Source organism: Klebsiella sp. HMSC25G12 (assembly GCF_001807705.1).
Lineage (GTDB): Bacteria > Pseudomonadota > Gammaproteobacteria > Enterobacterales > Enterobacteriaceae > Klebsiella > Klebsiella variicola.
In genome coordinates, this window is the sequence record NZ_KV789908.1 from 355579 (window position 1) to 382551 (window position 26973).

Below are 26973 nucleotides of genomic sequence, written 5' to 3' on the forward strand. Positions count from 1 at the left end.
CTCCGGCGGCCAGCGCCAGCGGGTGGCGATGGGCCGGGCCATGGTCAGAAACCCCCAGGTTTTCCTGTTCGATGAGCCGCTGTCGAACCTTGACGCCCAGCTGCGGATGGAGCTGCGCGCGGAGATCAAATCCCTTCACCAGCGCATCAATACCACCATGATCTATGTCACCCATGACCAGGTGGAGGCGATGACTCTGGCCGATCAGATTGTGGTGATGCGCGACGGGCAGATCGTCCAGCAGGGGGCGCCGCTGGCCATTTACGACCAGCCCTGCAATACCTTCGTCGCCCGCTTTATCGGCTCCCCGCCGATGAATCTCCTGCCCGGTCAGCGCGCCGTGCGCGACGGTCAGCCCGGCGTCGCCTGCGGCGCGCTGTGGTTTCCGCTGGCCGAACGCTGGCATCAGGCCGTGGCGCAGCAGGGCGATGCCCCGCTGATTGTCGGTCTGCGCCCGCAGGATATTCTGCCGGATGCGCATGGCGCGCCGGCAACGGTAAACATCATGGAGGTGACGGGGGAATCCACCCTGTTGCATCTCGACTGGCAGGGTTTTCCGGTGCATGTGCAGGTTGCCGGCAGGGTGGCGGTCGCGGCGCAGCAGACGCTGGGGCTGACTCTCCGCCGCGAAAACCTGCATCTGTTTGATGCCGCCAGCGGCGAGCGGCTGGCGGAGACGCGCTAAGGGCGAAGGGAGCCGGTCATCATCCGTGTGGCCGGGCTCCGGGCGAGGTCGTGTTCCAGGGCTACTCCTCTTCCCGCTCCGCTGGGGTCCAGGTCGGCAGCGTCTGGAAGGTGTGCAACAGCCCTTCGGACCACGCCTTGCGGATGCGGTTGAAGTAGGGATCGCTGTCGGTGATGCGATGCTGCCCGGCACTGCTCAGGCTGCCGCTGCGGTAGAGCAGCGTATCCAGCGGCAGGCCGACGGACAGATTACTGCGCAGCGTCGAGTCAATGGAGATCAACGCGCAGCACATCGCCTGCTCCAGCGGCGTATCGATGGTCAGCACCCGATCGATGATCGGCTTGCCGTACTTGCTTTCGCCGATCTGGAAATAAGGTGTGTCGCGGGTGGCTTCAATAAAGTTGCCCTCCGGATAAATATGGAACAGACGATGGGTTTCGCCGGCGATCTGACCGCCAAGCAGCAGGTTGCAGTTGAAGTTGGTGTTACTGCAGTTCTGCTGGTTGCTGCTGTCGCGCTGGATCACCTCCAGCAGCGTTTTACCGATCAGCATCGCGGCGTCGTAGAGGGAGGTGACCTGCATCAGATTCGGCTCCTGCTGGGTACGGATGCGCGCGCTGAGCAGGCTTATCACGCTCTGGGTGGTAGCCAGGTTGCCAGCGGATTGCAGCACCAGTACCCGTTCCCCCTCCTGATGGAAAACGTGCAGCTTTTTAAAAGTGGCAATATGGTCGACGCCCGCGTTGGTGCGGGAGTCGGAAGCAAACACCAGTCCATCCGCCAGGCACATGGCCACACAGTAGGTCATTGCGGTTTTTCCCGTATTATTGCTGCTGCGCCTGCTGGCTGTGTTCGCGCACTTCAGCGTTGGTTAACATAATCTCCCCGCCGCCGCCCAGCCGGGTGCCCCGTACCGGGCAGGCGTCGAGATAATCCAGCCCGGTCGCCAGCCGCAAATGCTGATTCAGGCGACGGGTATTATTGGTGATATCAAACGACAGCCAGCGGCCGTCGAGCCAGACTTCCGCCCAGGCGTGCATCGCCACATGCTGAGCGTTATCGCTGTAAACATAGCCGCTGACGTAGCGCGCCGGGATCTCCAGTGCGCGGCAGCAGGCCAGAAAAACATGGGTATGATCCTGGCACACTCCCTTCGCGCGGGCGAAGGCGTCGGCGGCGGAGTCCTGCACCTGGGTCGCGCCGGGGGAGTATGGCATTCTTAACAGCAGATCCGCCATCAGTTGATTCAGACTTTCTTCCGCCGCATCGGGACGATAGAGGCGCTGGGCAAACTCACGGATCGCCGTATCGGCGCGGGTTAGCGGCGTACAGCGCAGAAAAACCAGCGGCGACAGCAGCTCGGCCTCTTCATCACGCGTCTCCTCCCCTTCGTCGGCGATATCGACAATCCCGCTGGCGCGGATAGTGATTTCCTTGTGCGGGTTATCCAGCGTCAGCACATGCAGCACATTGCCCCAGCCGTCGGTAGTGGTCACCGCCGCCCCGTCCGGCAGGGTCAGCGTCCAGGCGGTGATAGTCTGCCGGCCGGTACTGCGCGGCGTCAGGCGCAGATACTGGGTGGAAAACTTCACTTCTTCATCGTAGCCATAGCGGGTGAGATGATCGATGACCAGTTTCATAAGGCCTCCAGATAGGTTTGTCTGATGCTGTCGGACAGCGCGTTAATTCTCGCCAGCAGGCCGTTAAGGGTGGTCTGCAGGTCCGCCTGCGCCAGGTCGTCGCGGGTGCTGAAGCGCAGGTCAACGTTGAGCTGATGGGCCAGGCGCAGCGGTTGATAGGAGCGATCGTTGGCGATCTTCTCCAGCTCACCGACCAGATCGGCAATGCTGGCGCGCAGCGAACGCGGAATATCGTTACGCAGGATCAGCAGCTCCATCACCGTTTCGCGACTGACTGGCTGGCGATAGAGGCTGTTGTAGGCTTCGCGGGCGCTGACCGCATTGAGCAAGGTATCCAGTCGATAGTATTCCCGCACCGGATCCGGGTCGTTGGTCAGTTGTTGATCCTTAATCAGCAGCAGCTGGGTGGTGGCGAAGGCGCGCTCTATCAGCGTGCCGATGCCGATAAAGCTCAGCGCGTCGTTGCGCAGCAGCGTGCCAATCACCGCCCCGCGAAACAGATGCACCCGCTCTTTCACCCACTCGAAAAAGCCGTCGCTGCCGAGTTCGCCCAGCCCCTGCTGGCGCAGGGTTCGCAGCTCGATGCGGGTGGCGTTGATGCTCTCCCACACCTCGGCCGACAGACTGCCGCGCACCGCGTGCGCATTGTTCCACGCCATCTCCACGCAGCTGTAAATACTGCAGGGGTTGTTGCCATCGAGGGCAAAAAAGTTGAGCAGGTTGCTCATGGTAAAGCGGGCATGGCGCGCCTGAAACAGCTCGTGGGTCATCGACAAATTCAGCGGCAGCGCCAGATCCCGCGACTGCTGGCTGTGCCGGGGGATCATCGATAATTTCCAGGTCACGTCCAGTACCCGGGCGTAGCTTTCCGCCCGCTCGAGATAGCGGGCCATCCAGAACAATTCACTCGCCGTACGACTTAGCATGATGCGTCATCCTCCATCACCCAGGTATCCTTGGTTCCGCCGCCCTGCGACGAATTGACCACCAGCGCCCCTTCGGTCAGCGCCACGCGGGTCAGGCCGCCGGGCACCAGCCGCATCTCCTGCCCGGACAGCACGTAGGGCCGTAAATCGATATGTCGCGGCGACAGACCTTCATCAACGAAGGTGGGGCAGGTCGACAGCGCGAGGGTGTCCTGGGCGATATAGTTGGCCGGATTGGCCAGCAGGCGCTGGCGGAAGGCCTCTCGCTCCTCTTTAGTCGAACGCGGGCCAACCAGCATGCCGTAGCCCCCGGCGCCATGGACCTCCTTGACCACCATCAGCTCAAGGTTACTCAGCACATAGCGCAGGTCCTCTGCTTTCCGGCACTGCCAGGTGGGGATATTGCTGAGGATCGGCTGTTCGCCGAGGTAAAAGCGGATCATTTCCGGAACGTACGGGTAGATTGATTTGTCGTCGGCGACGCCGGTGCCGATAGCGTTGGCCAGCACCACGCCGCCGGCGCGATAGACTGACAGCAGCCCCGGTACGCCGAGCATGGAATCGGCGCGGAAGGCCAGCGGGTCGAGCCAGGCGTCGTCGATGCGGCGATAAATCACATCCACTCGCCGCGGCCCCTCGGTGGTCCGCATATACACCGCGCCGTTCTTAATGAACAGGTCGGCGCTCTCCACCAGCTCGACCCCCATCTGCTGCGCCAGGAAGCTGTGCTCAAAGTAGGCGCTGTTGAAGCGCCCCGGGGTCATCACCACGACGCAAGGGTCATCCACCAGCGAGCTTTCGCGCAGGGTCTGCAGGAGGTAGCTCGGGTAACGCTCCACTGGCGCAATGTGATGCTGCTCGAACATCTCCGGATAGAGGCGCATCATCATCTTACGGTTTTCGAGCATGTAGGAGACGCCGGACGGCGTACGCAGGTTATCCTCCAGCACGTAGTATTGACCGTCGTTATTGCGCACCATATCGACGCCGGTGATATGGGCATAGGTGTTGTTTGGCAGGTTGATGCCCTGCATGCATGGCTGATACTGCTCGTTGGCCAGCACCTGCTCGGCCGGGATCAGCCCCGCGCGCAGAATATTCTGCTCATGATAGATGTCATAGAGGAAGGCGTTCAGCGCTTTCACCCGCTGGCGAATGCCGCGGTCAATGCGCTGCCACTCCCCGGCGGGTATGATCCGCGGCACGCTATCAAACGGGATCAGCCGCTCGGTTCCCTCATCCTCGCCGTACACGTTAAAGGTGATGCCGATACGGTGAAAAAGCAGTTCCGCTTGCGCTTTTTTCTGCCGGATAGAGAATTGATCGGTGTTGCGAAACCATTGCCACCAGGCATTATAGTGCGGCCGCTGTTCACCCTGCGCGGTCAGCATCTCGTCATAATAATGCCCGTCAGGTAGCGTAATTTTAATCATGGCTATCCCCTCCGGTTGTACTCACTTTGTGGTAATCCCGGTAAGAGATAAGCATTAATTATGCCAGGTCATCTACCGCCGCGGCGTTGTGCAAATCTGTTCTGACCCGCCGTCTGATTGTGCAAAAAATCGCCAGAACAGCCGCCCGCGCCCGGCTGCGGTTGCACCGTCGTGAGGCAGCGCTACGATTTTTGCGCCATCGTGGACGCCAGCGCCTTCAGCCAGGCGGCATAGGCCGTGGGCCAGGCGGTCGTCGGCGTTCCCGGGCGCCCCATACCAAAGCCATGGCCACCGCGGGTATAGCGGAAAAGCTGCACAGGAACCTGATGCTGGCGGCAGGCGTCAGCCATCAACAGCGTATTGTGCGGATTGGAAATCGGATCGTCCTGCGCCTGTACCAGAAAACAGGGCGGTGTGGCCGTTGTCACCCAGGTTTGTACCGACCAGGCGCGGTCGGCCGCCTCGCTCGCCTGCGGCCCCACCAGCAGACGATGGGTCGCCGTATGGCTCCAGGGCGGCAGGAGCGTGATCACCGGATAGATCAGCGCGGCGCCGTCGGCGGTGGCGGGCTGGTGGTCCAGCGCATCCTCCGGCGGGTAGCTGGCAAACGCCGGCCGACAGGCGGCCATCCCCAGCAGATGTCCCCCCGCCGAAAAACCGAGCACGCTGACCTGCGATTCCCGGGCGCGGATCAGCCGCAGGGCCCGCTGCGCATCCTGCAGCGGCGCCAGCGCACCGGCCTGCCAGCCCTCCCCCGGCAAGCGGTAGCTCAGCACATAGGCGGTATAGCCGTGCGCCGTCAGCCAGTGCGCCGCAGGCCAGGCCTCACTGCCCATCTCGATCCGCTGGTATCCGCCGCCGGCCGCCACCAGCACTCCGTGGCCAGTGGCCCGGGCGGGTTGCCAGACCGTCAGCACAGGACGAGGGATATGGCTCAGCGCACCGCGGGCGGATAACCGAGCCTCGCCCCCCGGCCCGCCTCCCCCCGGCGGTTGATCCGACCACAGCGGCAGCGTCAGCGCCGGAGCAGTGGCCGCCGCGCCCCGCACCGCAGACAGCGCAGCGGCGCTAAACAGCAGAAATTGACGTCGATTCATGACTGGCTCCCGGGCGCGTTGGCTTGCCTGTAAACCTAACCGCTTTGCTGGTGGTTATATCAGAAAACCTGGCAGGTAAATCCTCTGTTTTCGCGCAAAATGTTACCCCTGACACGCGCAGCGGCAGATATTCGTCTAAGGTTTCTGGATGGCCAAACGTCGTGGCCCGCAGTCGATAATGATAAGGAGAACTCCCCATGACGAGTACTGATGCACATCGTCCCGCTGCTTTGCCCTGTACCCTGCGCCTGGCGATCGGCGGCGCCCTGCTCGCCCTGATGAGCCTGAATGTCCAGGCGGAAGACGGCAAAACCGCGCCGCCCCCCTCGCCGGATATTCTGCTGGGCCCGTTGTTCAATGATGTCCAGAGTGCGAAGCTCTTTGCCGATCAAAAAACCTTCGCCGACGCGATCCCTAACAGCGATCCGCTGATGATCCTTGCTGATTACCGGATGCAGAAAAACCAGGCCAGCTTTGACCTGCGCCACTTCGTCGAGCTGAACTTCACGCTGCCGAAAGAAAATGACACCTATGTGCCGCCTAAAGGGCAAACCCTGCGTCAACATATCGATGGCCTGTGGCCGGTCCTGACCCGCAGCACCGTCGAGGTGGAAAAATGGGACTCGCTGCTGCCGCTGCCTAAGCCCTACGTGGTCCCCGGAGGACGCTTTCGCGAAGTCTATTACTGGGACAGCTATTTCACCATGCTGGGTCTTGCCGAAAGCGGTCACTGGGATAAAGTCGAAGATATGGTCGCCAACTTCGCCGCGGAAATTGACACCTGGGGCCATATCCCCAACGGCAACCGCACCTATTACCTCAGCCGTTCGCAGCCCCCCTTCTTCTCCTTTATGGTGAGCCTGCTGGCGACGCACGATGGCGACCAGGTACTGAAAACCTACCAGCCGCAGCTGGAGAAGGAGTATCGCTACTGGATGGCCGGAGCGGACGCGCTGGCCCCCGGCAGCGCCGACAAACGGGCGGTGCGGATGGCGGACGGCGCGCTGCTCAACCGCTACTGGGACGATAACGACACCCCGCGCCCCGAGTCCTGGCTTGACGACGTCAAAACCGCCAAAAGCAACCCGAATCGTCCGGCAACCGAGATCTATCGCGACCTGCGCTCCGCCGCCGCCTCCGGCTGGGATTTCAGCTCCCGCTGGATGGATAATCCGCAGCAGCTCGCCACCATTCGCACCACCTCGATTGTCCCGGTCGATCTCAATGCCCTGATGTTCCATCTGGAGAAAACCCTCGCCCGCGCCAGCAAGGCATCCGGGGACAGCGCCGGCGCTACGCAGTACGATGCGCTGGCTAATGCCCGCCAGCAGGCCATCGAGAAATATCTGTGGAATGATAAAGAGGGATGGTACGCCGATTACGATCTGAAAACCCGCAAGGTGCGCAATCAGCTGACCGCGGCGGCGCTGTTCCCGCTGTACGTCAATGCGGCGTCACGCGAGCGGGCGACGAAAGTGGCCGCCGCCGCTGAGTCGCGGCTGCTCAAACCCGGCGGGCTGACCACCACCACCGTCAACAGCGGTCAGCAGTGGGACGCCCCGAACGGCTGGGCGCCGCTGCAGTGGGTGGCGGTCGAGGGCCTGCAAAACTACGGCCAACAAAAGATCGCCATGGAGGTCAGCTGGCGCTTCCTGAGCAACGTTCAGCATACCTATGACAGCAAGCAAAAGCTGGTGGAGAAGTATGACGTAAGCTCGACCGGGACCGGCGGCGGCGGTGGCGAATATCCGCTACAGGATGGCTTTGGCTGGACCAACGGTGTCACCCTGAAGATGCTGGATCTGATCTGCCCGCAGGAGAACCCCTGCGATGCCCTGCCCGCCACGCGCCCGGCGGCGGCCCCTTCCGCGCAGAGCAAGCCAGCCGCCAACGACCCCGCACCGGCGGCAGCGCAAAAAACCGGCGCCTGACGCTTTTCACGCACCCCCTACCAAATTCGGTAGGGGGTAGTCGTCTCCCTGCTGACAACGTCCCCGTGCAGCCCCGCTCTGCGGCCCGCGGGAAGCACGTCACTCCCCCCATCGCCCTGAACCGGTCACCTTTCGCTTGATCACATAAATACAAACAATAATAATTCGCATTACTTTTTAACGAACAATGACAGATTCGTTTTTCCCGCGGCGGCGTACAGGAGTACCAGACCGCGTTGGTTCAGGATGATCTTATGAACGTGGCTATTTTCCGAAAACGCCCGAGGCTGCTGTACGCCCTCGTGGTCGCCCTTCCCCTCACCGCGCAAGCTGAAGAGACCGTGGTGGTCACTGCCAGCCCGCCGGCGTCCGCCAGCGCGCCGACTGAAGGCTACAGCGCCAGCACTTCGCTCGGGGCGACGAAAACCGACCAGCCGTTAATCACCACCGCCCAGTCGGTATCGGTGGTCACCCGCCAGCAGATGGCGGACCAGGGGGCGAATACCATCAGCCAGGCGCTGGAATATACCCCGGGGGTCTACTCCAGCTTCGGCGGCGGCGCGACCCGGTTCGACGCTATCTCCCTGCGCGGCTACCACGGCGGCGACGTCGATAACCTGTTCCTCGACGGTATGCGCCTGATGAGCGACGGCGGCAGTCATAACGTTGTGCAAATCGACCCGTGGTTTATCGAACGCGTCGATGTGATCCGCGGCCCCTCCTCCGCGCTCTACGGGCAGAGCGTGCCGGGCGGCGTGGTCAACCTGACCTCCAAACGCCCGCAGTTTAGCCAGCAGGGCCACGTCCGCCTGACCGGCGGTACGCAAAATACCAAAGGCGCGGCCTTCGATTACACCGACGCCATCAACGAGCAGTGGGCATGGCGGCTGATCGGGATGACCCGCAGCAGCGACACGCAGTATGACCATACCCGCGAAGAGCGCTACGCGATTTCGCCTTCCCTGCTGTGGCAGCCGGACAGCGACACCTCGCTGCTGCTGCGCGCCTATCTGCAAAAAGATCCTTCCGGCGGCTACCACGGCTCTTTGCCGCTGGACGGCACCCGCTACGCGCATAATGGTCGTAAGCTCTCCCCCAGCACCAACGAGGGCGATCCGGGAGATGGCTATCAGCGCCGCCAGCAGATCTACAGCTATGAGTTTGACCACCAGTTCACCGACGTCTGGTCGGTCTATTCCGCCGGGAGCTACACCCACACCAACGTCTCCCTCGATCAGGTCTATCAGGTCGGCTGGATAGATGACAGCGACATGCTGGCCCGCGGCTACAGCGGTTCGCGCGGTTCGCTGGACGGCTGGTCGACCGATAACCGCCTGCGCGCCGATTTCAATACTGGCGACCTGGCGCATACCCTGATCCTCGGCGCCGAATATCATCGCTTCCGCAACGATCTGTGGACCGGCGCCGGCGGTGCGGCGCCGCTAAACCCGTTTAGCGGCTATACTGCGCAGACCGGGCATACCGTCACCTATAGCGATGACAATCATCGCCGCTATTATCAGACCGGGCTGTATCTGCAGGATGAGATGGTCTGGAACCGCTGGCATGTGGATGTTTCCGCACGCTACGACCGCATCGTTTCCCAGCAGGTCAGCGATACCTTCGGCACCTCAAACCGCCGTTCAGACGACCATATCAGCGGCCGCGCCTCGCTGTTGTACGCCCTGGATAATGGCCTTTCGCCTTATCTGAGCTACAGCCAGGCGATCACCCCGGCGATGCTGCCGGGCGCGGACGGCAAACCGCTGAAACCGACCACCGCCGAGCAGGTCGAAGCCGGTCTGAAGTTCCAGCCGCCGGGCAGCCGCGACCTCTATAGCATTGCAATTTACGACCTGACGCAAAAGGATGTCGCCACCCGCGACCCGAACATCGCCACCGCCACCTATATTCCGGCGGGTAAGGTCCATTCCCAGGGCGTTGAGCTGGAAGCACACCACCAGATCACCCCGCAGCTGAGTACTATCGCCTCGTATACCTGGAATCGTCTGCGCTTCCAGGACACCAGGGACGGTACCGATAACAACACGCCGCAGCTGACCCCGGATCAGATGGCCTCCTTCTGGGCGCGCTATCAGTTCCCGGCGGGGATCTCGGTGGGCGCTGGCGTCCGCTACATCGGCAAACAGTGGGCGGATGATGCCAACACCGCGCGGCTGCCGTCGGTCACGCTGATGGATGCCATGATGCGGGCCGACCTCGGCGTCTGGTCGCCAACGCTGAAAGGCGCTTATGTGCAGGTTAACGCCAACAATATCGGCGACCGCGAGTATATTTCCGGCTGCTACGGCACCGGCAACTGCTACTGGGGAGCAGAGCGCAGCGTCATGGCCACCGTGGGCTACGACTTTTAACTGACCGCAGCAATATAAGCCTCCGGCCATGACGGCGGAGGCTTTCATGAAGACTTTTATCTCGCTTTTATTGCTGAAATTAACTTAAAAATGCCACCCCATTATTTCACTTGCCCCCCGCGGATGAGAAAGCTTACTATGCTGGCGCAAACCGGTTATAGCGCTCACAAGGAATAAAAGTGAACCCCGTCATTAGCTATATTGCCAATTTACATCCGTTATCATTTATGGGTTATTATGTATTATCCACCACAGTGATATATATTCTGCTGAATATGATTATTGTGAAGACCCGCCCTGCTGGAAATACCACCGCCGTCCCGGCGCCCTATTCTATCTCCCCCTCTTTTTTAGCCTGGCTACGTCATCGCGCCACCCGCGTCATTCAGCTGGCCATGTTCCGGCTGTTAAGAAAAAACTATGTCACCCTCATCCATTCTGCTGAAGATATTCAGCTCTGCGCCAATCAGCAGTATGCCGAATGCAAAATGACCTGCGTGGAAAAAATACTGTTTGACCATTTCGCTACGCCAAAATCCTGTCACCAGGATCTCCCGCTTTCTCTGCACGTCGCTGAACAAAACCACTGGGCTACCGATCCCCACTGCAGTGGGCTACGGCTAAGCCCAACGCACCAAACGTGGAACATGATAGTGATTGCCGCCCCCTCCCTGCTGTTAATCGCTGTGCTCGTCTGGAAAACACTATTTGATCATCAGGCGATAATTCACTCCAGCGTATTGAGCTGGCTGGTGATGTTTATGGTTTCCGGACTGTGGTGGCTGTGGCTATTATGCATCACCTTAAATGCCACCCGGCTCGACCGGGAGGGGATCGCTATTAATATTCTTCACCACTATATTGATACCCTGAAAGAGACGCTTATTGCTGACGCAGATACCCTGACCGATGAAAACGCCGATTATTGCGTGGCGATTGGTACAACCACCCTGCTTCCCGAAAGATTTGCTGAATATGTAAAAATCATCAACCTTATTCAGTATCCCTTTTGTCTGCAGCGCCTGGATTAACGAGGGGACAGTATGTGGAATTTTATGATGCATCTGCATCCACTGCTGTTTCTTGGCGGATTTATGTTTATCGTCCCGGGTATCTATATTGCTATCGGTACGACGATCGTCGTGACACGGCCAGCGGCTCAGCCCCAGCCGCACGCGACGGAGGTCAGTCCATGGCTGCTGGCCTGGCTGACCGGAGAAGGGACCCGGGTGATCCAGCTGGCGATGTTCAGCTTACTCAGTAAAAAGTATCTGTGGATCCCGGAGGCCGGGCAGGTTTTGGCCAACGGACGCTATGCAAACCAGGAAATGAACGTCATTGAAAGAATACTGTTTGACCATTTTGAGGTGCGAAAGCCGTGTCATGAAGATCTGCCCTGCAGCCTGAGTATTGCCGGACGTAACCTCTGGCAGGAACAGATAGCGAGCGCGGGCTTAGCCTTAAGTCCGCTGCGCCGCGGGTGTAATATGCTGGCCATCAGCATCCCTTCGCTCGCCCTCGGCATTATCGTTTTCAGTAAGACCTTTATCTGGCTCGACTTCACCGCGTACAGCATCTTTAGTTGCCTGCTCATGCCCACGGGTTGCGTTTTGTGGGGCGGGTTATGGATAGAAGCCATTAGCAAAACCATTCGTCTCGATATCTGCGGCATCTCACATCATGACGCCCATGCCTGCATCGATGCGTTACGAGAAGCGTTAGCGCTGAAAGGCGATCAGGAAGATGACGCGACAGCCATGCTCTGCGTGGCGGTGAACGGCCCAGGATCCCTTCCCGAGCGCTACCGGGACTATAAAACGCTCATTGCGCCGATGAGCGCTATCTCCTCGCTGCGTACCGAGGATTAGGCGAGTGAGAAGCACTCACCCCGCCAGGTCAGCGGGGTGAGCGTAGGCCTACATGGCGTCCAGCGCTTTCTGCAGTTTCCAGATATAGCGCGGCGCCTGCGGTGCCGGGTGTTTTTTCACCACATGCTCGAAGAACTCATCGGCGTCGAGATCGTTAATCTCATCGATGGCGTCCTGGCGATCCGACGAGAAGGTGCGCAGCAGGGCGCCGGCACCGTTGGCATAGGAGACCACCACCGCGTAGCGCATCACCTGCGGGTCTTTGATCCCCGCCAGCGGACCGTTCTCCAGAATGCTCAGATAGGCGGCCCCCATCGAGATATTACGTTCCGGGTTTTTCAGCTCACTGACCGACGGCTCGCCGCGCCAGCCCATCCGCCGGTAGACATCGCGTCCGGAGGTCGACGGCTTGAGCTGCATCAGCCCGACGGCGCCGGATTTACTCACCACCGCAGGATTACCGCCCGACTCGATGGCGATGATCGCCGTGATCAGCTGCGGGTCCACGCCCCAGGCGGCGCCGGCTTTTTCACTGATCGGCATCCACTGCATCGCCCGCTTCACCGGGACCTCGGGGTTCCACGGCGGGTTAGTGTAATCATGTTTCGAACTACAACCGGCCAGAAAAACGACTAAAATAAGCAACCATCTCAATTTCACACATCTATCCTTATCTACCCAAACGCCATCATGCTGCAGAACGACGGCAGCGGTACGTCCCCCGCCGGCCGACAACCTGAAGGATGACGGGTGCGGACTGAAGTTAGCCACCTGGAGATGACAATCGCCATTCCAGGCGGCATCATAACCCTTTCATTCATAGCAAGGAATTATCATGTCTCAGTTTTATCTGGTCGCGCCATCGGGTTATTGCATCAACCAGCAGGCGGCAGCCCGCGGCGTCGAGCGTCTGCAGCAGGCCGGACATGAGGTGGCCCACCAGCAGGTCATTCCCCGCCGGCAGCAGCGTTTCGCCGGAACTGAACAGGAACGCCTGGCCGATATTAACCAGCTGGCCCAGCTGCCCGGGCGCAACCGTATCGTCCTCGCGGTGCGCGGCGGCTACGGCGCCAGTCGCCTGCTGCCGCATATCGACTGGCAGGGACTGATTGCCCGCCAGCAGCGCGACCCACTGCTGATTTGCGGCCACAGCGATTTCACTGCTATCCAGTCGGGCCTGCTGGCTACGGGCAACGTCATCACCTTCAGCGGGCCAATGCTCGCGGGCAACTTCGGCGCGGAGACCCTCGATCCGTTTACCGAGCACCATTTCTGGCAGGCGCTACGCCAGGCGGAATTTACCCTCGAATGGCCGGGCGAAGGGCCGAACTGCCAGGTGGAAGGCACCCTGTGGGGAGGAAATCTGGCGATGCTGACCTCGCTTATCGGCACGCCGTGGCTACCGGCGATCCGCGACGGCATCCTGGTGGTGGAGGATATCAACGAGCACCCGTTCCGCGTCGAGCGCATGCTGCTTCAGCTGTTGCACAGCGGCGTGCTGGCGGCGCAGAAAGCAGTGATCTTCGGCAGCTTCACCGGCAGCGCGCCAAACGACTATGACGCGGGGTACGATTTGCCGCAGGTCTTTGATTACCTGCGCCAGCAGCTCTCCCTGCCGTTGATTAGCGGACTGGAGTTTGGCCACGAGCAGCGCACGGTGACCCTGCCGCTGGGCGCCCGCGCGCGACTGGTGAATCAGGCAGCTACCACCACTCTGACGATCAGCGGCCACCCGGTGCTGACAGAATAAATTTCCCGGACGCATAGGCGGATCCCCTGCGAATTGTTAAAATAGTGTCACTTTTAGCCATTTTTTCACGCCAGTCAGGGAGTACGTGAACATTGGACGCCGCTGCGGTCATTAGTCTGTTTATTCTGGGTTCTGTTTTAGTAACCTGCAGTATCTTATTGAGCTCCTTTTCTTCGCGCCTTGGCATCCCGATTCTGGTCATCTTTCTGGCCATCGGGATGCTGGCAGGCATTGACGGCATCGGTGGCATCCCCTTCGACAACTACCCCTTCGCCTATATGGTGAGTAACCTGGCGCTGGCGGTGATCCTGCTGGACGGCGGGATGCGCACCCAGGCCAGCTCCTTTCGCGTCGCACTATGGCCCGCGCTATCGCTGGCGACGGTCGGGGTACTGATCACCTCGGCGCTGACCGGGATGATGGCGGCCTGGCTGTTCAAGCTGGATATGATCGAAGGCCTGCTGATCGGCGCCATTGTCGGCTCCACCGACGCTGCGGCGGTTTTCTCGCTGCTCGGCGGCAAGGGGCTCAACGAGCGCGTCGGCTCAACGCTGGAGATTGAGTCAGGCAGTAACGACCCGATGGCCGTCTTCCTGACCATCACCCTGATCGAAATGATCCAGCAGCACCAGACCGGCCTCAGCTGGATGTTCGCCGTGCATATCATCCAGCAGTTTGGTCTCGGGATCGCCATCGGCCTCGGCGGCGGCTACCTGCTGCTGCAGATGATCAACCGTATCGTGCTGCCCGCCGGGCTCTATCCGCTGCTGGCGCTGAGCGGCGGGATCATGATTTTTGCCGTCACCACCACCCTCGACGGCAGCGGTATCCTTGCCGTCTATCTCTGCGGCTTTCTGCTGGGCAACCGGCCGATCCGCAACCGACACGGGATCCTGCAGAACTTCGACGGCCTGGCATGGCTGGCGCAGATTGCCATGTTCCTGGTGCTGGGCCTGCTGGTGACGCCATCCGACCTGCTGCCGATCGCCATCCCGGCGCTGCTGCTGTCGATGTGGATGATTTTCATTGCCCGCCCACTGTCGGTGTTTGCCGGCCTGCTGCCGTTTCGCGGCTTTAACCTGCGCGAACGGGTGTTTATCAGCTGGGTTGGCCTGCGCGGCGCGGTGCCCATCATTCTCGCGGTGTTCCCGATGATGGCCGGGCTGGACAACGCCCGCTTGTTCTTCAATGTCGCCTTCTTCGTGGTGCTGGTGTCGCTGCTGCTGCAGGGCACTTCGCTGTCGTGGGCGGCGAAGAAAGCCAAAGTGGTGGTGCCGCCCATCAGCTGGCCCATCTCCCGCGTCGGGCTGGATATTCACCCGGAAAACCCGTGGGAGCAGTTTGTCTATCAGCTGGGCGCCGATAAGTGGTGCATCGGCGCGGCGCTGCGCGATCTGCATATGCCGCCGGAGACGCGGATTGCGGCGCTGTTTCGCAACAATGCCCTGCTGCACCCCACCGGCAGCACCCGCCTGCGGGAAGGCGATATCCTGTGCGTCATTGGTCGGGAGCACGACCTGCCGGCGCTGGGCAAAATGTTCAGCCAGTCGCCGCCGGTGGCGCTCGATCAGCGCTTTTTCGGCGACTTTATTCTTGATGCCGAGGCCCGCTTCGCCGATGTGGCGCAAATCTACGGCCTCGATGGCGGAGAGGAGTTCCGCGAGCATCAGCAGTCGCTCGGGGAAGTGGTGCAGCAGCTGTTGGGCGCGGCGCCGGTGGTGGGCGACCAGGTGGAGTTCGCCGGGATGGTGTGGACGGTGGCAGAAAAAGAGAACGATCACGTGCTGAAGGTCGGGGTGCGGGTCGCGGAAGACGAGGCGGAGTGATCCGCCCCGGAATAGGTTACAGGGTCACAACCGGCACCCGCGGCGCCAGGGCGCACATCAGCTCATAGCCGACGGTGCCGCTGCTGGCCGCCACGTCGTCGATTTTAATCTCTTTGCCCCACAGCTCGACCGGCGCGCCGATCCCGGCCTGCGGACAAGGCGTTAAATCGACCGCCAGCATATCCATCGATACGCGTCCAACGGTAGTGGTGCGTACGCCATCCACCAGCACCGGCGTGCCGCTCGGCGCCACCCGCGGATAGCCATCGGCATAGCCGCAGGCGACGATGCCGATCCGCTGCTCCTGGGTGGTGCGGTACAGGCCGCCATAGCCAATCGCCTCGCCGGGGCGCAGGTTCTGCACGCCGATGATTTCGCTGCGCAGCGTCATGACCGGCTTCAGCCCGGTGTTCGCGATGTCCTGCCACTGCCCGGAAGGCGACGCGCCATACAACACGATGCCCGGACGCACCCAGTCAAAATGCGCTTCCGGATGCCAGAGGGTCGCCGCCGAGTTGGCCAGCGAGCGCGGGCAATTCAGCCCCTCCGCCGCCTGTTCAATACGGCGCATCGGCTCGACAATCCCCTGTGGGTTCTCCGCCTCCGCGAAGTGCGACATCAGCGTCATCTCGCCGACGTTGCTTATCGCCCGCAGCTGCTGCCAGACGGTATGCACCCGCTCCGGCATAAAGCCCAGCCGGTTCATACCGCTGTTCACCTTGAGATAGATATCCAGCGGCGCGCGCAGCTTCGCCTGCTGCAGCGCCTTAATCTGCCAGTTGCTGTGGACGCTGGTGGTTAAGCGATATTGATCGAGCACCGCCAGCTCATCGGCATGGAAGAAGCCCTCCAGCAGCAGGATCGGACCTTTCCAGCCCTGCTCGCGCAGCAGGATCGCCTCTTCCAGGTTGAGCAAGGCGAAACCATCCGCCCCGCTTAACGCACTCCATACGCGCGCAACGCCGTGGCCATAGGCGTTGGCTTTGACCACCGCCCACAGGCGCGACCCGGGGGCCGCGCGACGCACTATCTGTAAATTCTGCCGCAAGGCCAGCAGGTCGATGCTGGCCACTACCGGACGGGTCATGCAAGCTCCTTAGTTGTGTGCGCCATGCAGATGCTGCGGACGCACCGGGGTGAACCCGGGGCTGTAGCGGGCGACCGCCAGATCGTCGTAAGGGATCGCCGGCGTGCGCCCGGAGATCAGATCGCTGATAAGCTGCCCGGAGCCGCAGGCCATGGTCCAGCCAAGCGTGCCGTGGCCGGTGTTGAGCCACAGATTTTTATACGCCGTGCGGCCGACCACCGGCGTGCCGTCCGGTGTCATCGGCCGCAGGCCAGTCCAGAACGTCGCCTGCTCCACGTGGCCGCCGCGCGGGAACAGATCGCGCACCACCATCTCCAGGGTTTCGCGACGCGGCTGCAGCAGCGCTTTGTTAAAACCGACAATCTCGGCCATGCCGCCGACGCGAATGCGCTGATCGAAGCGGGTAATAGCGATTTTGTATGTTTCATCAAGGATAGTGGAAACCGGCGCGCCGTCCTCCTGGGCAATCGGAATGGTCAATGAGTAGCCTTTCAGGGGATAGACCGGTATATCCACCAGCCCTTTAAGCATCGCCGTTGAGTAGGAGCCGAAGGCCATCACATAGGCATCGCCCTTGATAATCTCATCGCCGCATTTCACCCCGGCAATGCGATCGCCCTCCTGTAGCAGGGCGTCCACTGCGGTGTTGAAGCGGAAAGTGACCCCGGCCTGTTCCGCCATTGCCGCCAGACGGGTGGTAAACAGCTGGCAGTCGCCGGTTTCATCGTTGGGCAGGCGCAGGCCGCCGGTCAGTTTATGGCTGACTTCCGCCAGTGCCGGCTCCACCTCCGCCAGCCGCTTCGCTTCCAGCAGCTGGTACGGCACGCCGGCGTCTTCCAGCACCGCGATGTCGCGGGTGGCATTTTCATACTGTTTGGCGGTCCGGAACAGCTGCAGCGTCCCGCCCTGACGCCCTTCATACTGAATGCCGGTGGTGTCGCGCAGCGCTTTCAGGCAGTCGCGGCTGTACTCCGCCAGGCGCACCATACGGCCTTTGTTCTCCATATAGTGGCGGGTGTCGCAGTTACGCAGCATCTGCCACATCCACTTCAGCTGGAACGACGTGCCGTCAAGACCGATCGCCAGCGGCGCATGGCGCTGAAACATCCATTTGATCGCCTTCAGCGGCACCCCCGGCGCCGCCCAGGGCGCCGCATAGCCGGGAGAAATCTGCCCGGCGTTGGCCGCGCTGGTCTCCTCTGCCGGACCGGGCTGACGGTCGATAACCGTCACCTCATGACCCGCCTGACTCAAATACCACGCGCTGGCTACCCCAACCACTCCACTTCCCAGTATGACGACACGCATAGCGACTCCGTAACAGTTAAAGAACAATCATCTAATTACAAATTGATAACTCAGTTGAAAATATTATTCAACATACGCTTTATTTATGGTGACTTAACTCACAGCAAACCGCACCAGCCCTGCGCTGCGAGATTTACGATCTCATGCTGCGCTTTATTTTTACCCAGCATTAAATTCTGTAAATAAGCGCAAAAAACGGCTTTGAGATGGGGAAATCGCGAAGAAAAGAAATTGTCTGACGATACAGTTTGCCATCCGGTGTTCTATGCTTGTTTAGAGGTTTTCCGTTCAGAGAAAACCAACAACAACGAGGGCGCGCTAATGGCTACGATTGACTCCATGAACAGGGACACCACCCGTTTAAGCGATGGACCCGACTGGACGTTCGAGTTACTGGAGACCTACCTGGCCGAAGTGGACCGGGTCGCCAAGCTCTATCGTCTTGACACCTACCCGCACCAGATCGAAGTCATTACTTCCGAGCAGATGATGGACGCCTACTCCAGCGTCGGCATGCCCATCAACTATCCGCACTGGTCGTTCGGCAAGAAATTCATTGAGACCGAGCAGGCCTATAAGCACGGCCAGCAGGGCCTGGCGTATGAGATAGTCATCAACTCCAACCCCTGTATCGCCTACCTGATGGAAGAAAACACCATCACCATGCAGGCGCTGGTCATGGCGCACGCCTGCTATGGGCACAACTCATTCTTTAAAAATAACTATTTGTTTCGCAGCTGGACCGACGCCAGCTCGATCATCGATTACCTGATCTTCGCCCGCAAATACATTACCGAGTGTGAAGAGCGCTATGGTGTCGACGAAGTGGAGAAACTCCTCGACTCCTGCCACGCGCTGATGAACTACGGCGTCGACCGCTATAAACGTCCGCAAAAAATCTCCTTGCAGGAGGAGAAAGCGCGGCAGAAAAGCCGGGAAGAGTATCTGCAAAGCCAGGTGAATATGCTGTGGCGCACCCTGCCGAAGCGCGAGGAAGAAAAAGCGATTGAGTCCGCCCGTCGCTACCCTTCCGAACCGCAGGAGAACCTGCTGTACTTTATGGAGAAGAACGCCCCGCTGCTCGAATCGTGGCAGCGCGAGATCCTGCGCATCGTGCGTAAAGTCAGCCAGTATTTCTACCCGCAGAAACAGACCCAGGTGATGAACGAGGGGTGGGCCACCTTCTGGCACTACACCATCCTCAACCATCTCTATGATGAAGGGAAAGTGACGGAGCGCTTTATGCTGGAGTTTCTCCATAGTCACACTAACGTGGTGTTCCAGCCGCCGTACAACAGTCCGTGGTATAGCGGGATTAACCCCTACGCGCTGGGCTTCGCCATGTTCCAGGACATCAAGCGCATCTGTCAGTCGCCCACCGAAGAGGACAAGTACTGGTTCCCGGATATCGCCGGTTCTGACTGGCTGGAAACATTGCATTTCGCCATGCGTGATTTCAAGGACGAGAGCTTTATCAGCCAGTTCCTGTCGCCGAAGATCATGCGCGATTTCCGCTTCTTTACCGTGCTCGACGACGATCACAACAATTATCTCGAGATCTCGGCGATCCACAACGAAGAGGGCTATCGCGAGATCCGCAACAAGCTCTCGGCGCAGTATAACCTCAGCAATCTTGAGCCGAACATCCAGGTATGGAACGTTGACCTGCGCGGCGACCGCTCGCTGACCTTGCGCTATGTGCCACACAACCGCGTCCCGCTGGACAAAGGCCGGCGCGAAGTGCTGAAACATGTGCATCGTCTGTGGGGATTCGATGTGCTGCTGGAGCAGCAGAACGCCGACGGCAGCATTGAGCTGCTGGACCGCTGCCCGGCGCGCCCGAACGCGCTATAACATTGCGGGACGATGAAAACGACGAAGGGGGCCACTGGCCCCCTTATTGTGTTTATCGATCGCCAATATCCGGCTTAACGCATATTCATGGCTAAATCGCCGGGCAGCGATTTCTGCATCCGATGCCAGATCTCCCCGCTGTCATGGCCGTAGCGACGGACCAGCTCATACACCTGATCGTGCAGACCGCCTTCGCACACCTTCGCCAGCTGATGATAAAAGCCCAGCGCCAGGCTGCGCGCTTCCGGACTGGAGAAATAGTGGCGGCCGATGCGGGTATACAGCCCCTTCATGCCGTTGAGGATCAGGCCGTAAATCGGGTTGCCGGAGGCAAACGCCAGACCACGGAAAATGTTGTAATCGAGGTCGGCAAAGGCGTCGGCGTGATCTTCCACTTCCCGGGCGCTGTCCAGTACCGCCAGCGCTTTATCCGGATGCTGACGGAACGCGGTGCGAATAAAAATCGTGGAAATATTGGTGCGCACGGAGAGCAGGTTATCAATCAGCTGCGGCACGCTGTCGTGATCAAGGCGTGCCAGCGTTTCGAGGATATTCAGCCCGGAGGTCTCCCAGAAGTTATTCACTTTGGTGGGTTTGCCATGCTGAATGGTCAACCAGCCGTCACGCGCCAGACGCTGCAACACTTCGCGCAGAGTGGTGCGGGTGACACCGATCAGCTCAGAAAGCTCGCGTTCAGCGGGGAGAATCGATCCAGGTGGGAAGCGGTTATTCCAGATGCTCTCAATGATATACTCTTCCGCGAAACCCGCAGGGCTCTGCGCCTTAATGACCATAATAATATTTCCATTACACATTGTTGCAATTGCACTCATCATACCAGAGCCGCTATAGCGCAGATAGCATCGCAAGTGAATTAAAAAGGGATCGCCGTTTCATTTTCCGTTTTTACTTTGCGCTTTTCCTTATCACCCGTCACCGCCGCCGCGGTGCGAAGAAAGTTGCTTCTCATTTTGCTCAACTGATACTCTTGCCAATAGTTACGCACAAAATCATGTACTAATTGACGGGGAAGGATTCTGTCGTGGAAATTTCATATGGCCGCGCGCTGTGGCGCAATTTTCTTGGCCAGTCGCCGGACTGGTACAAGCTGGCATTAATCATTTTCTTAATCGTAAACCCGCTGGTGTTTGCCGTGGCGCCGTTTGTCGCCGGCTGGCTGCTGGTGGTTGAGTTTATCTTTACCCTCGCCATGGCGCTGAAGTGCTATCCGCTGCTGCCGGGCGGCCTGCTGGCCATTGAGGCGCTGCTGATCGGCATGACCAGCCCGACGCATGTGCGGGACGAGATCGCCGGCAACCTTGAAGTGCTGCTCCTGCTGATCTTCATGGTCGCGGGCATCTACTTTATGAAACAACTGCTGCTGTTCGTCTTCACGCGCCTGCTGCTGGGGATCCGCAGCAAGATGCTGCTGTCGCTGGCCTTCTGCCTGGCGGCCGCCTTCCTCTCCGCCTTTCTCGATGCGCTTACCGTGGTGGCGGTGGTGATTAGCGTCGCCGTTGGGTTCTACGGCATCTACCACCGCGTCGCTTCAGCTCGCCCTGATGATAACGATCTGCTGGACGACAGCCATATCGAGCAGCACTACCGCGAGGTGCTGGAGCAATTCCGCGGCTTTCTGCGCAGCCTGATGATGCACGCCGGCGTCGGGACCGCCCTCGGCGGAGTCATGACCATGGTTGGCGAACCGCAAAATCTGATTATCGCCAAAGCGGCGGGCTGGCATTTTGGCGAGTTCTTTATCCGCATGGCGCCCGTCACCGTGCCGGTGATGGTGTGTGGGCTGTTGACCTGCCTGCTGGTCGAAAAGTATCGCCTGTTTGGCTACGGCGAACCGCTGCCGCCCACGGTACGGAAGGTGCTGCAGGACTTTGACGACCGCAGCCGCGCCCAGCGCAGCCGTCAGGAGCAGCTGCGGCTGCTGGCCCAGGCGGTGATTGGTGTCTGGCTGATCGTCGCCCTCGCCTTTCATCTGGCCGAAGTCGGGCTCATTGGCCTGTCGGTGATCATCCTCGCCACCACGTTTTCCGGGGTGACTGATGAGCACGCCATTGGCAAGGCGTTCACCGAGGCGCTGCCCTTCACCGCGCTGCTGACGGTGTTCTTTGCCATTGTGGCGGTGATCATCGACCAGCAGCTGTTCACCCCGGTCATTGAGTTTGTGCTGCAGGCCTCGCCGCACGCGCAGCTGTCGCTCTTTTACCTGTTTAACGGCCTGCTGTCGTCCATTTCGGATAACGTTTTTGTCGGCACGGTCTACATTAACGAAGCGAAAACCGCCCTCGAACATGGCGTTATCAGCCTGCCGCAGTTTGAGATGCTGGCGGTGGCGATCAATACCGGCACCAACCTGCCGTCGGTCGCCACCCCCAACGGCCAGGCGGCATTCCTGTTCCTGCTGACCTCCGCGCTGGCGCCGCTTATCCGACTCTCCTATGGCCGCATGGTATGGATGGCGCTGCCCTACACTCTCGTACTGACGCTGGTCGGCCTGCTGTGCGTCGAGTTCACCTTGATGCCGGTCACCAACTGGCTACTGGCGCACGGCTGGGTGACCACGCCCACGCTGCCCTGACCCGATCCTGGCCCGGATTCATCCGGGCCATTCAATAACCCGTTACGTAATATTTTCTGCCGGGCCGCTGGCGTCGGTTCGGTTTTCGTTTACACTGCCATGATTTAGCATCTTCCAGGGAAATGATTATGTTGCAATATTTAAACCAGTGCTCAAGGGGACGCGGTGCCTGGCTCCTGATGGCATTAACCGCTTTTATTCTCGAACTCGTTGCGCTGTGGTTCCAGCATGTGATGCTGCTGCAGCCGTGTGTGATGTGTATTTACGAACGCTGCGCGCTGTTCGGCATCATGGGCGCGGGGCTGGTCGGCGCCATCGCCCCCAAAACGCCGCTGCGCTATGTCGCCATGGTGATCTGGTTGTACAGCGCAATACGTGGACTGCAGCTGGCGTGGGAGCATACGATGATCCAGCTGCACCCTTCGCCGTTCCAGACCTGTGATTTCGCCGCCCGCTTCCCAACCTGGCTGCCGCTGGATAAATGGCTGCCGCAGGTTTTCGTCGCGTCCGGCGACTGTTCAGTGCGTCAGTGGCAATTTCTGTCGCTGGAGATGCCGCAATGGCTGGTCGGTATTTTTGCTGCCTATCTGCTGGTCGCCATCCTGGTGATCATTGCTCAGCCTTTCAAAGCGAAAAAACGCGATCTGTTTGGCCGCTAAGCCGCTGCGAGTACCGCACACAATGAAACGCCCTGCGGGGCGTTTTTTTATGTCTGCTGCGCATCGTTGCATCGTTTCCTGCCTGTGGTTGACCACAGCCCCTAAAAGGTGCATATTAAATACATCTTTTAAAGCCCCACAGGAGCTCACATGTCATCTTTACTGATCCCCGCAGACTGGAAAGTTAAACGCTCCACCCCGTTCTTTACTAAAGAGAATGTCCCCGCCGCCCTGCTGAGCCATCACAACACCGCGGCCGGCGTCTTCGGTCAGCTGTGCGTCATGGAGGGAACGGTCACCTATTACGGTTTTGCCGATGAGCAGGCGACGGAGCCGGAAAAGAAAGTGGTCATTCATGCCGGACAGTTTGCCACCAGTCCGCCGCAGTACTGGCACCGCGTCGAACTCAGTGACGACGCCCGCTTCAATATTCACTTCTGGGTGGCCGAAGAAACCGACGGTGAAAACGGGCTGTTTCACGCGAAGAAAGCGTGATCCGGCGCTTAACGCGCCCTGTCAGGCAGATTGAGGATATGATCCTGCCAGTCGACGACGGTGGACTCGGGCACCGCAATATGGCGAACAGAGATGCGTTCGCCATGCATCGCCGCTTTTGAGCCGGTCAGCAGCGGATGCCAGGCCGGCAGCGATTTGCCCTCCGCCAGCAGGCGATAGGCGCAGGTCGGCGGCAGCCATTCGAAGGTTGGCAGGTTTTCGCGGGTAAGCTTGATGCAGTCTGGCTCGTACTCGAAGCGACGTTCGTAGTTACGGCACTGGCAGGTTTTGATATTAAGCTGACGGCAGGCGACGTTGGTGAAGTAGATCTCATCGGTGTCTTCATCCATCAGCTTGTGCAGGCAACACTGGCCGCAGCCGTCACACAGCGATTCCCACTCCGCGTCGGTCATTTCATCCAGTGTTTTTTGTTGCCAGAAAGGTTGTTCGCTCATCGGAGTGTCCGTCGTTGCCAGTTAAGGGTGCACCTTATAACCAGTCTGGCACGCCGATGCAAGTTTTGCCGCCCCAAGAGGCGGCAAGCAGCGCTTACAGCACGCGGGTGGTGAGCGACAGGCCGTTGAAGCCAACTTCCAGTTCGTCACCGCTATGCAGCGGCCCCACCCCTTCCGGGGTGCCGGTGAGGATCACATCCCCGGCTTTGAGGGTAAAGAAGCGCGACATATAGGCGATCAGCGGCACAATCTTATGGATCATGTCGGCTGTGGTTCCCTGCTGGCGCACTTCACCGTTAATCTTCAGGCTTAACGGCGTATTCTGCGGGTCGCCGTGGAACTCAGCGGCCGGGATAAAGCCGGAGATTGGACTGGCGTTATCGAAGCCTTTCGCCTTCTCCCACGGTTGCCCGGCCTTTTTCATCTTAGCCTGCAGGTCGCGCAGGGTGAGATCCAGCGCGACGCCATAGCCGGCGATCCCTTTCTGCACATGCTCTTCCGTCGCCTGACGCAGCGTGCTGCCGATCAGCACCGCCAGCTCGACTTCGTGGTGCACTGAGCCCAGCCCTTCAGGAAGCACCAACGGCTGACGGAGATCGCACAGCGCGGTCTCAGGTTTAATAAACAGCACCGGCTCTTCCGGCGTCGCACTGCCCATTTCCTTGATGTGTTTTGCATAATTACTGCCGACGCAAACCACTTTGCTCACTGGATAATCCAGTAGCGCACCCTGCCAGTTATGATGTTGGTACATTATTTTCCCTCGTGGGTTAATCGGATTGTTTCCCCTGTTCCGCCAGGTGTTTCTTTAGTAGATTTTCAGATGGCGGGGGAAGTTGCAGGTAATAGCCCTGCTCGCTCAACGCCTGTTTCACTTTTTCCAGGTCGGCGTTAACCAGCTTTTTGCGCCCATCCAGCGGCAGCAGCATCGCCATTTGCGGCGTGCCGAAGCCGCGCATTAGCTCGTCAGGAACGCGTGAGAAATCGTCTTTTTTTTCGACGTATAAATAGGTTTGTTCACGTTTAGTACTTCGATAGATCACACAAAACATAGTTTTACTCGGAATTAGACCCGTGGTCACTTGCCTCAATATATGAGTGACTATAACATGCCTTTTAGTCTTCGGAATATCACCGCACTTCTGCGGTTGATAAACAGCAAATTGAGTAAGGCCAGGATGTCAAATACGCCAATCGAACTTAAAGGCAGTAGCTTCACGTTATCTGTCGTTCATTTGCACGATGCAAATCCCGAGGTTATTCGTCAGGCGTTAGAAGACAAAATCGCCCAGGCTCCCGCCTTTTTACGCCATGCGCCGGTGGTGGTGAATATCGCCAGCGTGGAGGAGGAGGTCGAATGGCGCGCCATTAACGAGGCCATCGCCGCGACCGGTTTACGCATTATGGGCGTCAGCGGATGCAAAATCCCGCGCCTGAAAACCGAAATCGATCGCGCCGGGATCCCGTTATTAACCGAAGGGAAAGAGAAAGCCCCTCGTCCGGCACCGTCCGAACCCACCCCTCCGCCGCCGCCAGTTGCTAACCAGATCACAAAAACGCGTTTGATTGATCAGCCGGTACGTTCCGGTCAGCGCATTTATGCGCCACACTGTGATCTTATTGTTACAAATCATGTGAGTGCCGGTGCGGAACTTATCGCTGACGGCAATATCCATGTATATGGCATGATGCGAGGACGCGCGCTGGCAGGCGCCGGTGGCGACAGAGACGCCCAGATATTTTGTACCCACCTTGCGGCGGAGCTGGTCTCCATCGCCGGGGAATATTGGCTGAGCGATAACATCCCGGCCGAATTTTATGGCAAAGCGGCACGCCTGCGTTTAGGTGAAAGCGCTTTGACAGTTCAACCGTTGAATTAATCCCTTTTTAACAAGGAATTTCTATGGCACGCATTATTGTTGTGACTTCGGGTAAAGGGGGCGTTGGCAAGACCACCTCCAGCGCGGCCATCGCTACAGGTTTGGCCCAGAAGGGAAAGAAAACCGTCGTTATCGACTTCGACATCGGCCTGCGTAACCTCGATCTGATTATGGGCTGCGAACGTCGCGTCGTTTATGATTTTGTCAACGTCATCCAGGGCGATGCCACGTTGAACCAGGCGCTGATCAAAGATAAGCGCACGGAAAATCTCTACATTCTCCCGGCCTCTCAGACCCGGGATAAAGACGCCCTGACCCGCGAAGGCGTCGACAAAGTTCTCGAAGAACTGAAGAAAATGGACTTCGATTTCATCGTCTGTGATTCACCGGCAGGTATCGAAACCGGTGCGCTGATGGCGCTCTATTTTGCTGATGAAGCCATCATCACCACCAACCCGGAAGTCTCCTCCGTTCGCGACTCCGACCGTATCCTTGGCATTCTCGCTTCGAAATCCCGTCGTGCGGAAAATGGCGAAGAGCCGATCAAAGAGCATTTACTGCTGACCCGCTACAATCCAGGCCGCGTCAATAAAGGCGATATGCTGAGCATGGAAGACGTGCTGGAAATTCTGCGCATCAACCTGGTGGGCGTGATCCCGGAAGACCAGTCAGTTCTGCGCGCATCCAACCAGGGTGAGCCCGTGATTCTGGATGCCGCGTCGGACGCAGGCAAAGCCTATGCCGATACCGTTGAACGTCTGCTCGGAGAAGAACGCCCTTTCCGCTTCATTGAAGAAGAGAAGAAAGGATTCCTCAAACGCCTGTTCGGAGGATAAATTATGGCTTTACTCGACTTTTTTCTCTCGCGAAAAAAGAACACGGCTAATATTGCGAAAGAACGCCTGCAAATCATCGTCGCCGAGCGTCGCCGCGGCGACGCGGAGCCGCATTACCTGCCGCAGTTGCGCAAAGATATTCTGGAAGTGATCTGTAAATACGTGCAGATCGACCCGGAGATGGTCAGCGTGCAGCTGGAGCAGCGGGATGGTGATATTTCGATTCTTGAGCTGAACGTGACCCTACCCGAAACGGAAGAGTCGAAACCCTGACC

General features: G+C 59.3%; 26 protein-coding genes and 1 pseudogene. 14 read left to right on the plus strand and 13 right to left on the minus strand.

Features of this window, described 5'->3' with window-relative positions:
• On the plus strand, positions 1-685 hold a 685-nt coding region (locus HMPREF3096_RS31545; RefSeq protein WP_228704805.1), incomplete at its 5' end, for an ABC transporter ATP-binding protein.
• Between the two features lie 61 nt (positions 686-746).
• Here the strand turns inward: HMPREF3096_RS31545 and HMPREF3096_RS20305 are convergent.
• The 5 genes from HMPREF3096_RS20305 to HMPREF3096_RS20325 form a co-directional block, all read right to left on the minus strand.
• Positions 747-1493, minus strand: a complete 747-nt coding sequence (locus HMPREF3096_RS20305; protein ID WP_008804320.1) for a proteasome-type protease — start codon at positions 1491-1493, stop codon at positions 747-749.
• Positions 1494-1509: 16 nt separating this feature from the next.
• Entirely contained in the window at positions 1510-2325 is an 816-nt protein-coding gene (locus tag HMPREF3096_RS20310; RefSeq protein WP_008804319.1) for a transglutaminase family protein, read from the minus strand.
• Complete coding sequence (locus tag HMPREF3096_RS20315; RefSeq protein ID WP_002910835.1) at positions 2322-3251, minus strand: alpha-E domain-containing protein; 930 nt, start codon at positions 3249-3251, stop codon at positions 2322-2324. The genes HMPREF3096_RS20310 and HMPREF3096_RS20315 overlap by 4 nt, the downstream gene beginning before the upstream one ends.
• A complete protein-coding gene (locus HMPREF3096_RS20320) occupies positions 3245-4684 on the minus strand; it encodes a circularly permuted type 2 ATP-grasp protein (RefSeq protein WP_070544566.1) in 1440 nt (479 codons plus the stop codon). The genes HMPREF3096_RS20315 and HMPREF3096_RS20320 overlap by 7 nt, the downstream gene beginning before the upstream one ends.
• 182 nt (positions 4685-4866) lie before the next feature.
• Positions 4867-5781, minus strand: a complete 915-nt coding sequence (locus HMPREF3096_RS20325) for an alpha/beta hydrolase (RefSeq protein ID WP_042947076.1) — start codon at positions 5779-5781, stop codon at positions 4867-4869.
• Between the two features lie 197 nt (positions 5782-5978).
• Between HMPREF3096_RS20325 and HMPREF3096_RS20330 the strand changes: the two genes are divergently transcribed.
• The 4 genes from HMPREF3096_RS20330 (at position 5979) to HMPREF3096_RS20345 (ending at position 11955) form a co-directional block, all read left to right on the plus strand.
• Positions 5979-7712: an alpha,alpha-trehalase gene (locus HMPREF3096_RS20330; protein WP_043875076.1), complete on the plus strand. Its 1734-nt coding sequence runs from the start codon at positions 5979-5981 to the stop codon at positions 7710-7712.
• A 254-nt stretch (positions 7713-7966) separates the two neighbouring features.
• Positions 7967-10087, plus strand: a complete 2121-nt coding sequence (locus HMPREF3096_RS20335) for a TonB-dependent siderophore receptor (protein WP_070544567.1) — start codon at positions 7967-7969, stop codon at positions 10085-10087.
• A gap of 179 nt (positions 10088-10266) precedes the next feature.
• Entirely contained in the window at positions 10267-11118 is an 852-nt protein-coding gene (locus tag HMPREF3096_RS20340) for a DUF2207 domain-containing protein (RefSeq protein ID WP_070544568.1), read from the plus strand.
• A gap of 12 nt (positions 11119-11130) precedes the next feature.
• Positions 11131-11955 carry a TIGR04222 domain-containing membrane protein gene (locus HMPREF3096_RS20345; protein ID WP_023297865.1) on the plus strand — a complete coding sequence of 275 codons (825 nt, stop codon included), beginning with the start codon at positions 11131-11133 and terminating at the stop codon, positions 11953-11955.
• 48 nt (positions 11956-12003) lie between these two features.
• On the opposite strand, the gene emtA is transcribed toward HMPREF3096_RS20345, so the two are convergent.
• Positions 12004-12615, minus strand: a complete 612-nt coding sequence (emtA, locus tag HMPREF3096_RS20350; protein ID WP_008804313.1) for a membrane-bound lytic murein transglycosylase EmtA — start codon at positions 12613-12615, stop codon at positions 12004-12006.
• 175 nt (positions 12616-12790) lie between these two features.
• Here emtA and ldcA point away from each other — a divergent pair, with 175 nt between their 5' ends.
• On the plus strand, positions 12791-13705 hold the full coding sequence (gene ldcA / locus HMPREF3096_RS20355; RefSeq protein WP_008804312.1) for a muramoyltetrapeptide carboxypeptidase: 915 nt from the start codon (positions 12791-12793) through the stop codon (positions 13703-13705).
• Between the two features lie 92 nt (positions 13706-13797).
• Positions 13798-15531, plus strand: coding sequence for a potassium/proton antiporter (locus HMPREF3096_RS20360; RefSeq protein ID WP_008804311.1), 1734 nt, complete (start codon positions 13798-13800; stop codon positions 15529-15531).
• A 16-nt stretch (positions 15532-15547) separates the two neighbouring features.
• Here the strand turns inward: HMPREF3096_RS20360 and dadX are convergent, their stop codons facing one another.
• The 3 genes and pseudogenes from dadX to HMPREF3096_RS31015 all read right to left on the minus strand — a co-directional run.
• Positions 15548-16618 carry a catabolic alanine racemase DadX gene (gene dadX / locus HMPREF3096_RS20365; protein WP_048330463.1) on the minus strand — a complete coding sequence of 357 codons (1071 nt, stop codon included), beginning with the start codon at positions 16616-16618 and terminating at the stop codon, positions 15548-15550.
• A 9-nt stretch (positions 16619-16627) separates the two neighbouring features.
• On the minus strand, positions 16628-17926 hold the full coding sequence (locus HMPREF3096_RS20370) for a D-amino acid dehydrogenase (protein WP_064144083.1): 1299 nt from the start codon (positions 17924-17926) through the stop codon (positions 16628-16630).
• A gap of 98 nt (positions 17927-18024) precedes the next feature.
• A pseudogene (locus HMPREF3096_RS31015) lies at positions 18025-18159 on the minus strand (hypothetical protein); the annotation flags it as partial.
• A gap of 88 nt (positions 18160-18247) precedes the next feature.
• On the opposite strand from HMPREF3096_RS31015, the gene HMPREF3096_RS20375 reads away from it, so the two are divergent.
• Positions 18248-19780, plus strand: coding sequence for a SpoVR family protein (locus HMPREF3096_RS20375; protein WP_004203310.1), 1533 nt, complete (start codon positions 18248-18250; stop codon positions 19778-19780).
• Between the two features lie 74 nt (positions 19781-19854).
• Here the strand turns inward: HMPREF3096_RS20375 and fadR are convergent, their stop codons facing one another.
• On the minus strand, positions 19855-20574 hold the full coding sequence (fadR, locus tag HMPREF3096_RS20380; protein WP_012541278.1) for a fatty acid metabolism transcriptional regulator FadR: 720 nt from the start codon (positions 20572-20574) through the stop codon (positions 19855-19857).
• Between the two features lie 248 nt (positions 20575-20822).
• On the opposite strand from fadR, the gene nhaB reads away from it, so the two are divergent.
• The 3 genes from nhaB (at position 20823) to HMPREF3096_RS20395 (ending at position 23527) form a co-directional block, all read left to right on the plus strand.
• Positions 20823-22373 (plus strand): sodium/proton antiporter NhaB, encoded by a 1551-nt coding sequence (gene nhaB / locus HMPREF3096_RS20385; RefSeq protein WP_032735956.1) that lies wholly within the window; start codon positions 20823-20825, stop codon positions 22371-22373.
• 128 nt (positions 22374-22501) lie between these two features.
• Complete coding sequence (gene dsbB, locus HMPREF3096_RS20390) at positions 22502-23032, plus strand: disulfide bond formation protein DsbB (RefSeq protein WP_008804305.1); 531 nt, start codon at positions 22502-22504, stop codon at positions 23030-23032.
• Between the two features lie 150 nt (positions 23033-23182).
• The gene (locus HMPREF3096_RS20395) at positions 23183-23527 is read left to right on the plus strand and encodes a TehB family protein (protein ID WP_022065914.1); all 345 of its coding nucleotides are present in this window, start codon (positions 23183-23185) and stop codon (positions 23525-23527) included.
• Between the two features lie 8 nt (positions 23528-23535).
• Here the strand turns inward: HMPREF3096_RS20395 and HMPREF3096_RS20400 are convergent, their stop codons facing one another.
• The 3 genes from HMPREF3096_RS20400 to HMPREF3096_RS20410 form a co-directional block, all read right to left on the minus strand.
• Positions 23536-23982: a YcgN family cysteine cluster protein gene (locus tag HMPREF3096_RS20400; RefSeq protein WP_008804304.1), complete on the minus strand. Its 447-nt coding sequence runs from the start codon at positions 23980-23982 to the stop codon at positions 23536-23538.
• A gap of 94 nt (positions 23983-24076) precedes the next feature.
• Positions 24077-24736 carry a fumarylacetoacetate hydrolase family protein gene (locus tag HMPREF3096_RS20405; RefSeq protein ID WP_012967776.1) on the minus strand — a complete coding sequence of 220 codons (660 nt, stop codon included), beginning with the start codon at positions 24734-24736 and terminating at the stop codon, positions 24077-24079.
• 16 nt (positions 24737-24752) lie between these two features.
• Positions 24753-25034 (minus strand): YcgL domain-containing protein, encoded by a 282-nt coding sequence (locus HMPREF3096_RS20410; RefSeq protein WP_004203320.1) that lies wholly within the window; start codon positions 25032-25034, stop codon positions 24753-24755.
• A 126-nt stretch (positions 25035-25160) separates the two neighbouring features.
• On the opposite strand from HMPREF3096_RS20410, the gene minC reads away from it, so the two are divergent.
• The 3 genes from minC to minE are packed head-to-tail and all read left to right on the plus strand — an operon-like array spanning position 25161 to position 26971.
• Positions 25161-25862, plus strand: coding sequence for a septum site-determining protein MinC (minC, locus tag HMPREF3096_RS20415; RefSeq protein ID WP_008804301.1), 702 nt, complete (start codon positions 25161-25163; stop codon positions 25860-25862).
• A 23-nt stretch (positions 25863-25885) separates the two neighbouring features.
• Positions 25886-26698, plus strand: a complete 813-nt coding sequence (gene minD / locus HMPREF3096_RS20420) for a septum site-determining protein MinD (RefSeq protein ID WP_008804300.1) — start codon at positions 25886-25888, stop codon at positions 26696-26698.
• A 3-nt stretch (positions 26699-26701) separates the two neighbouring features.
• On the plus strand, positions 26702-26971 hold the full coding sequence (gene minE, locus HMPREF3096_RS20425; RefSeq protein ID WP_004103270.1) for a cell division topological specificity factor MinE: 270 nt from the start codon (positions 26702-26704) through the stop codon (positions 26969-26971).
• Positions 26972-26973: the final 2 nt, after the last annotated feature.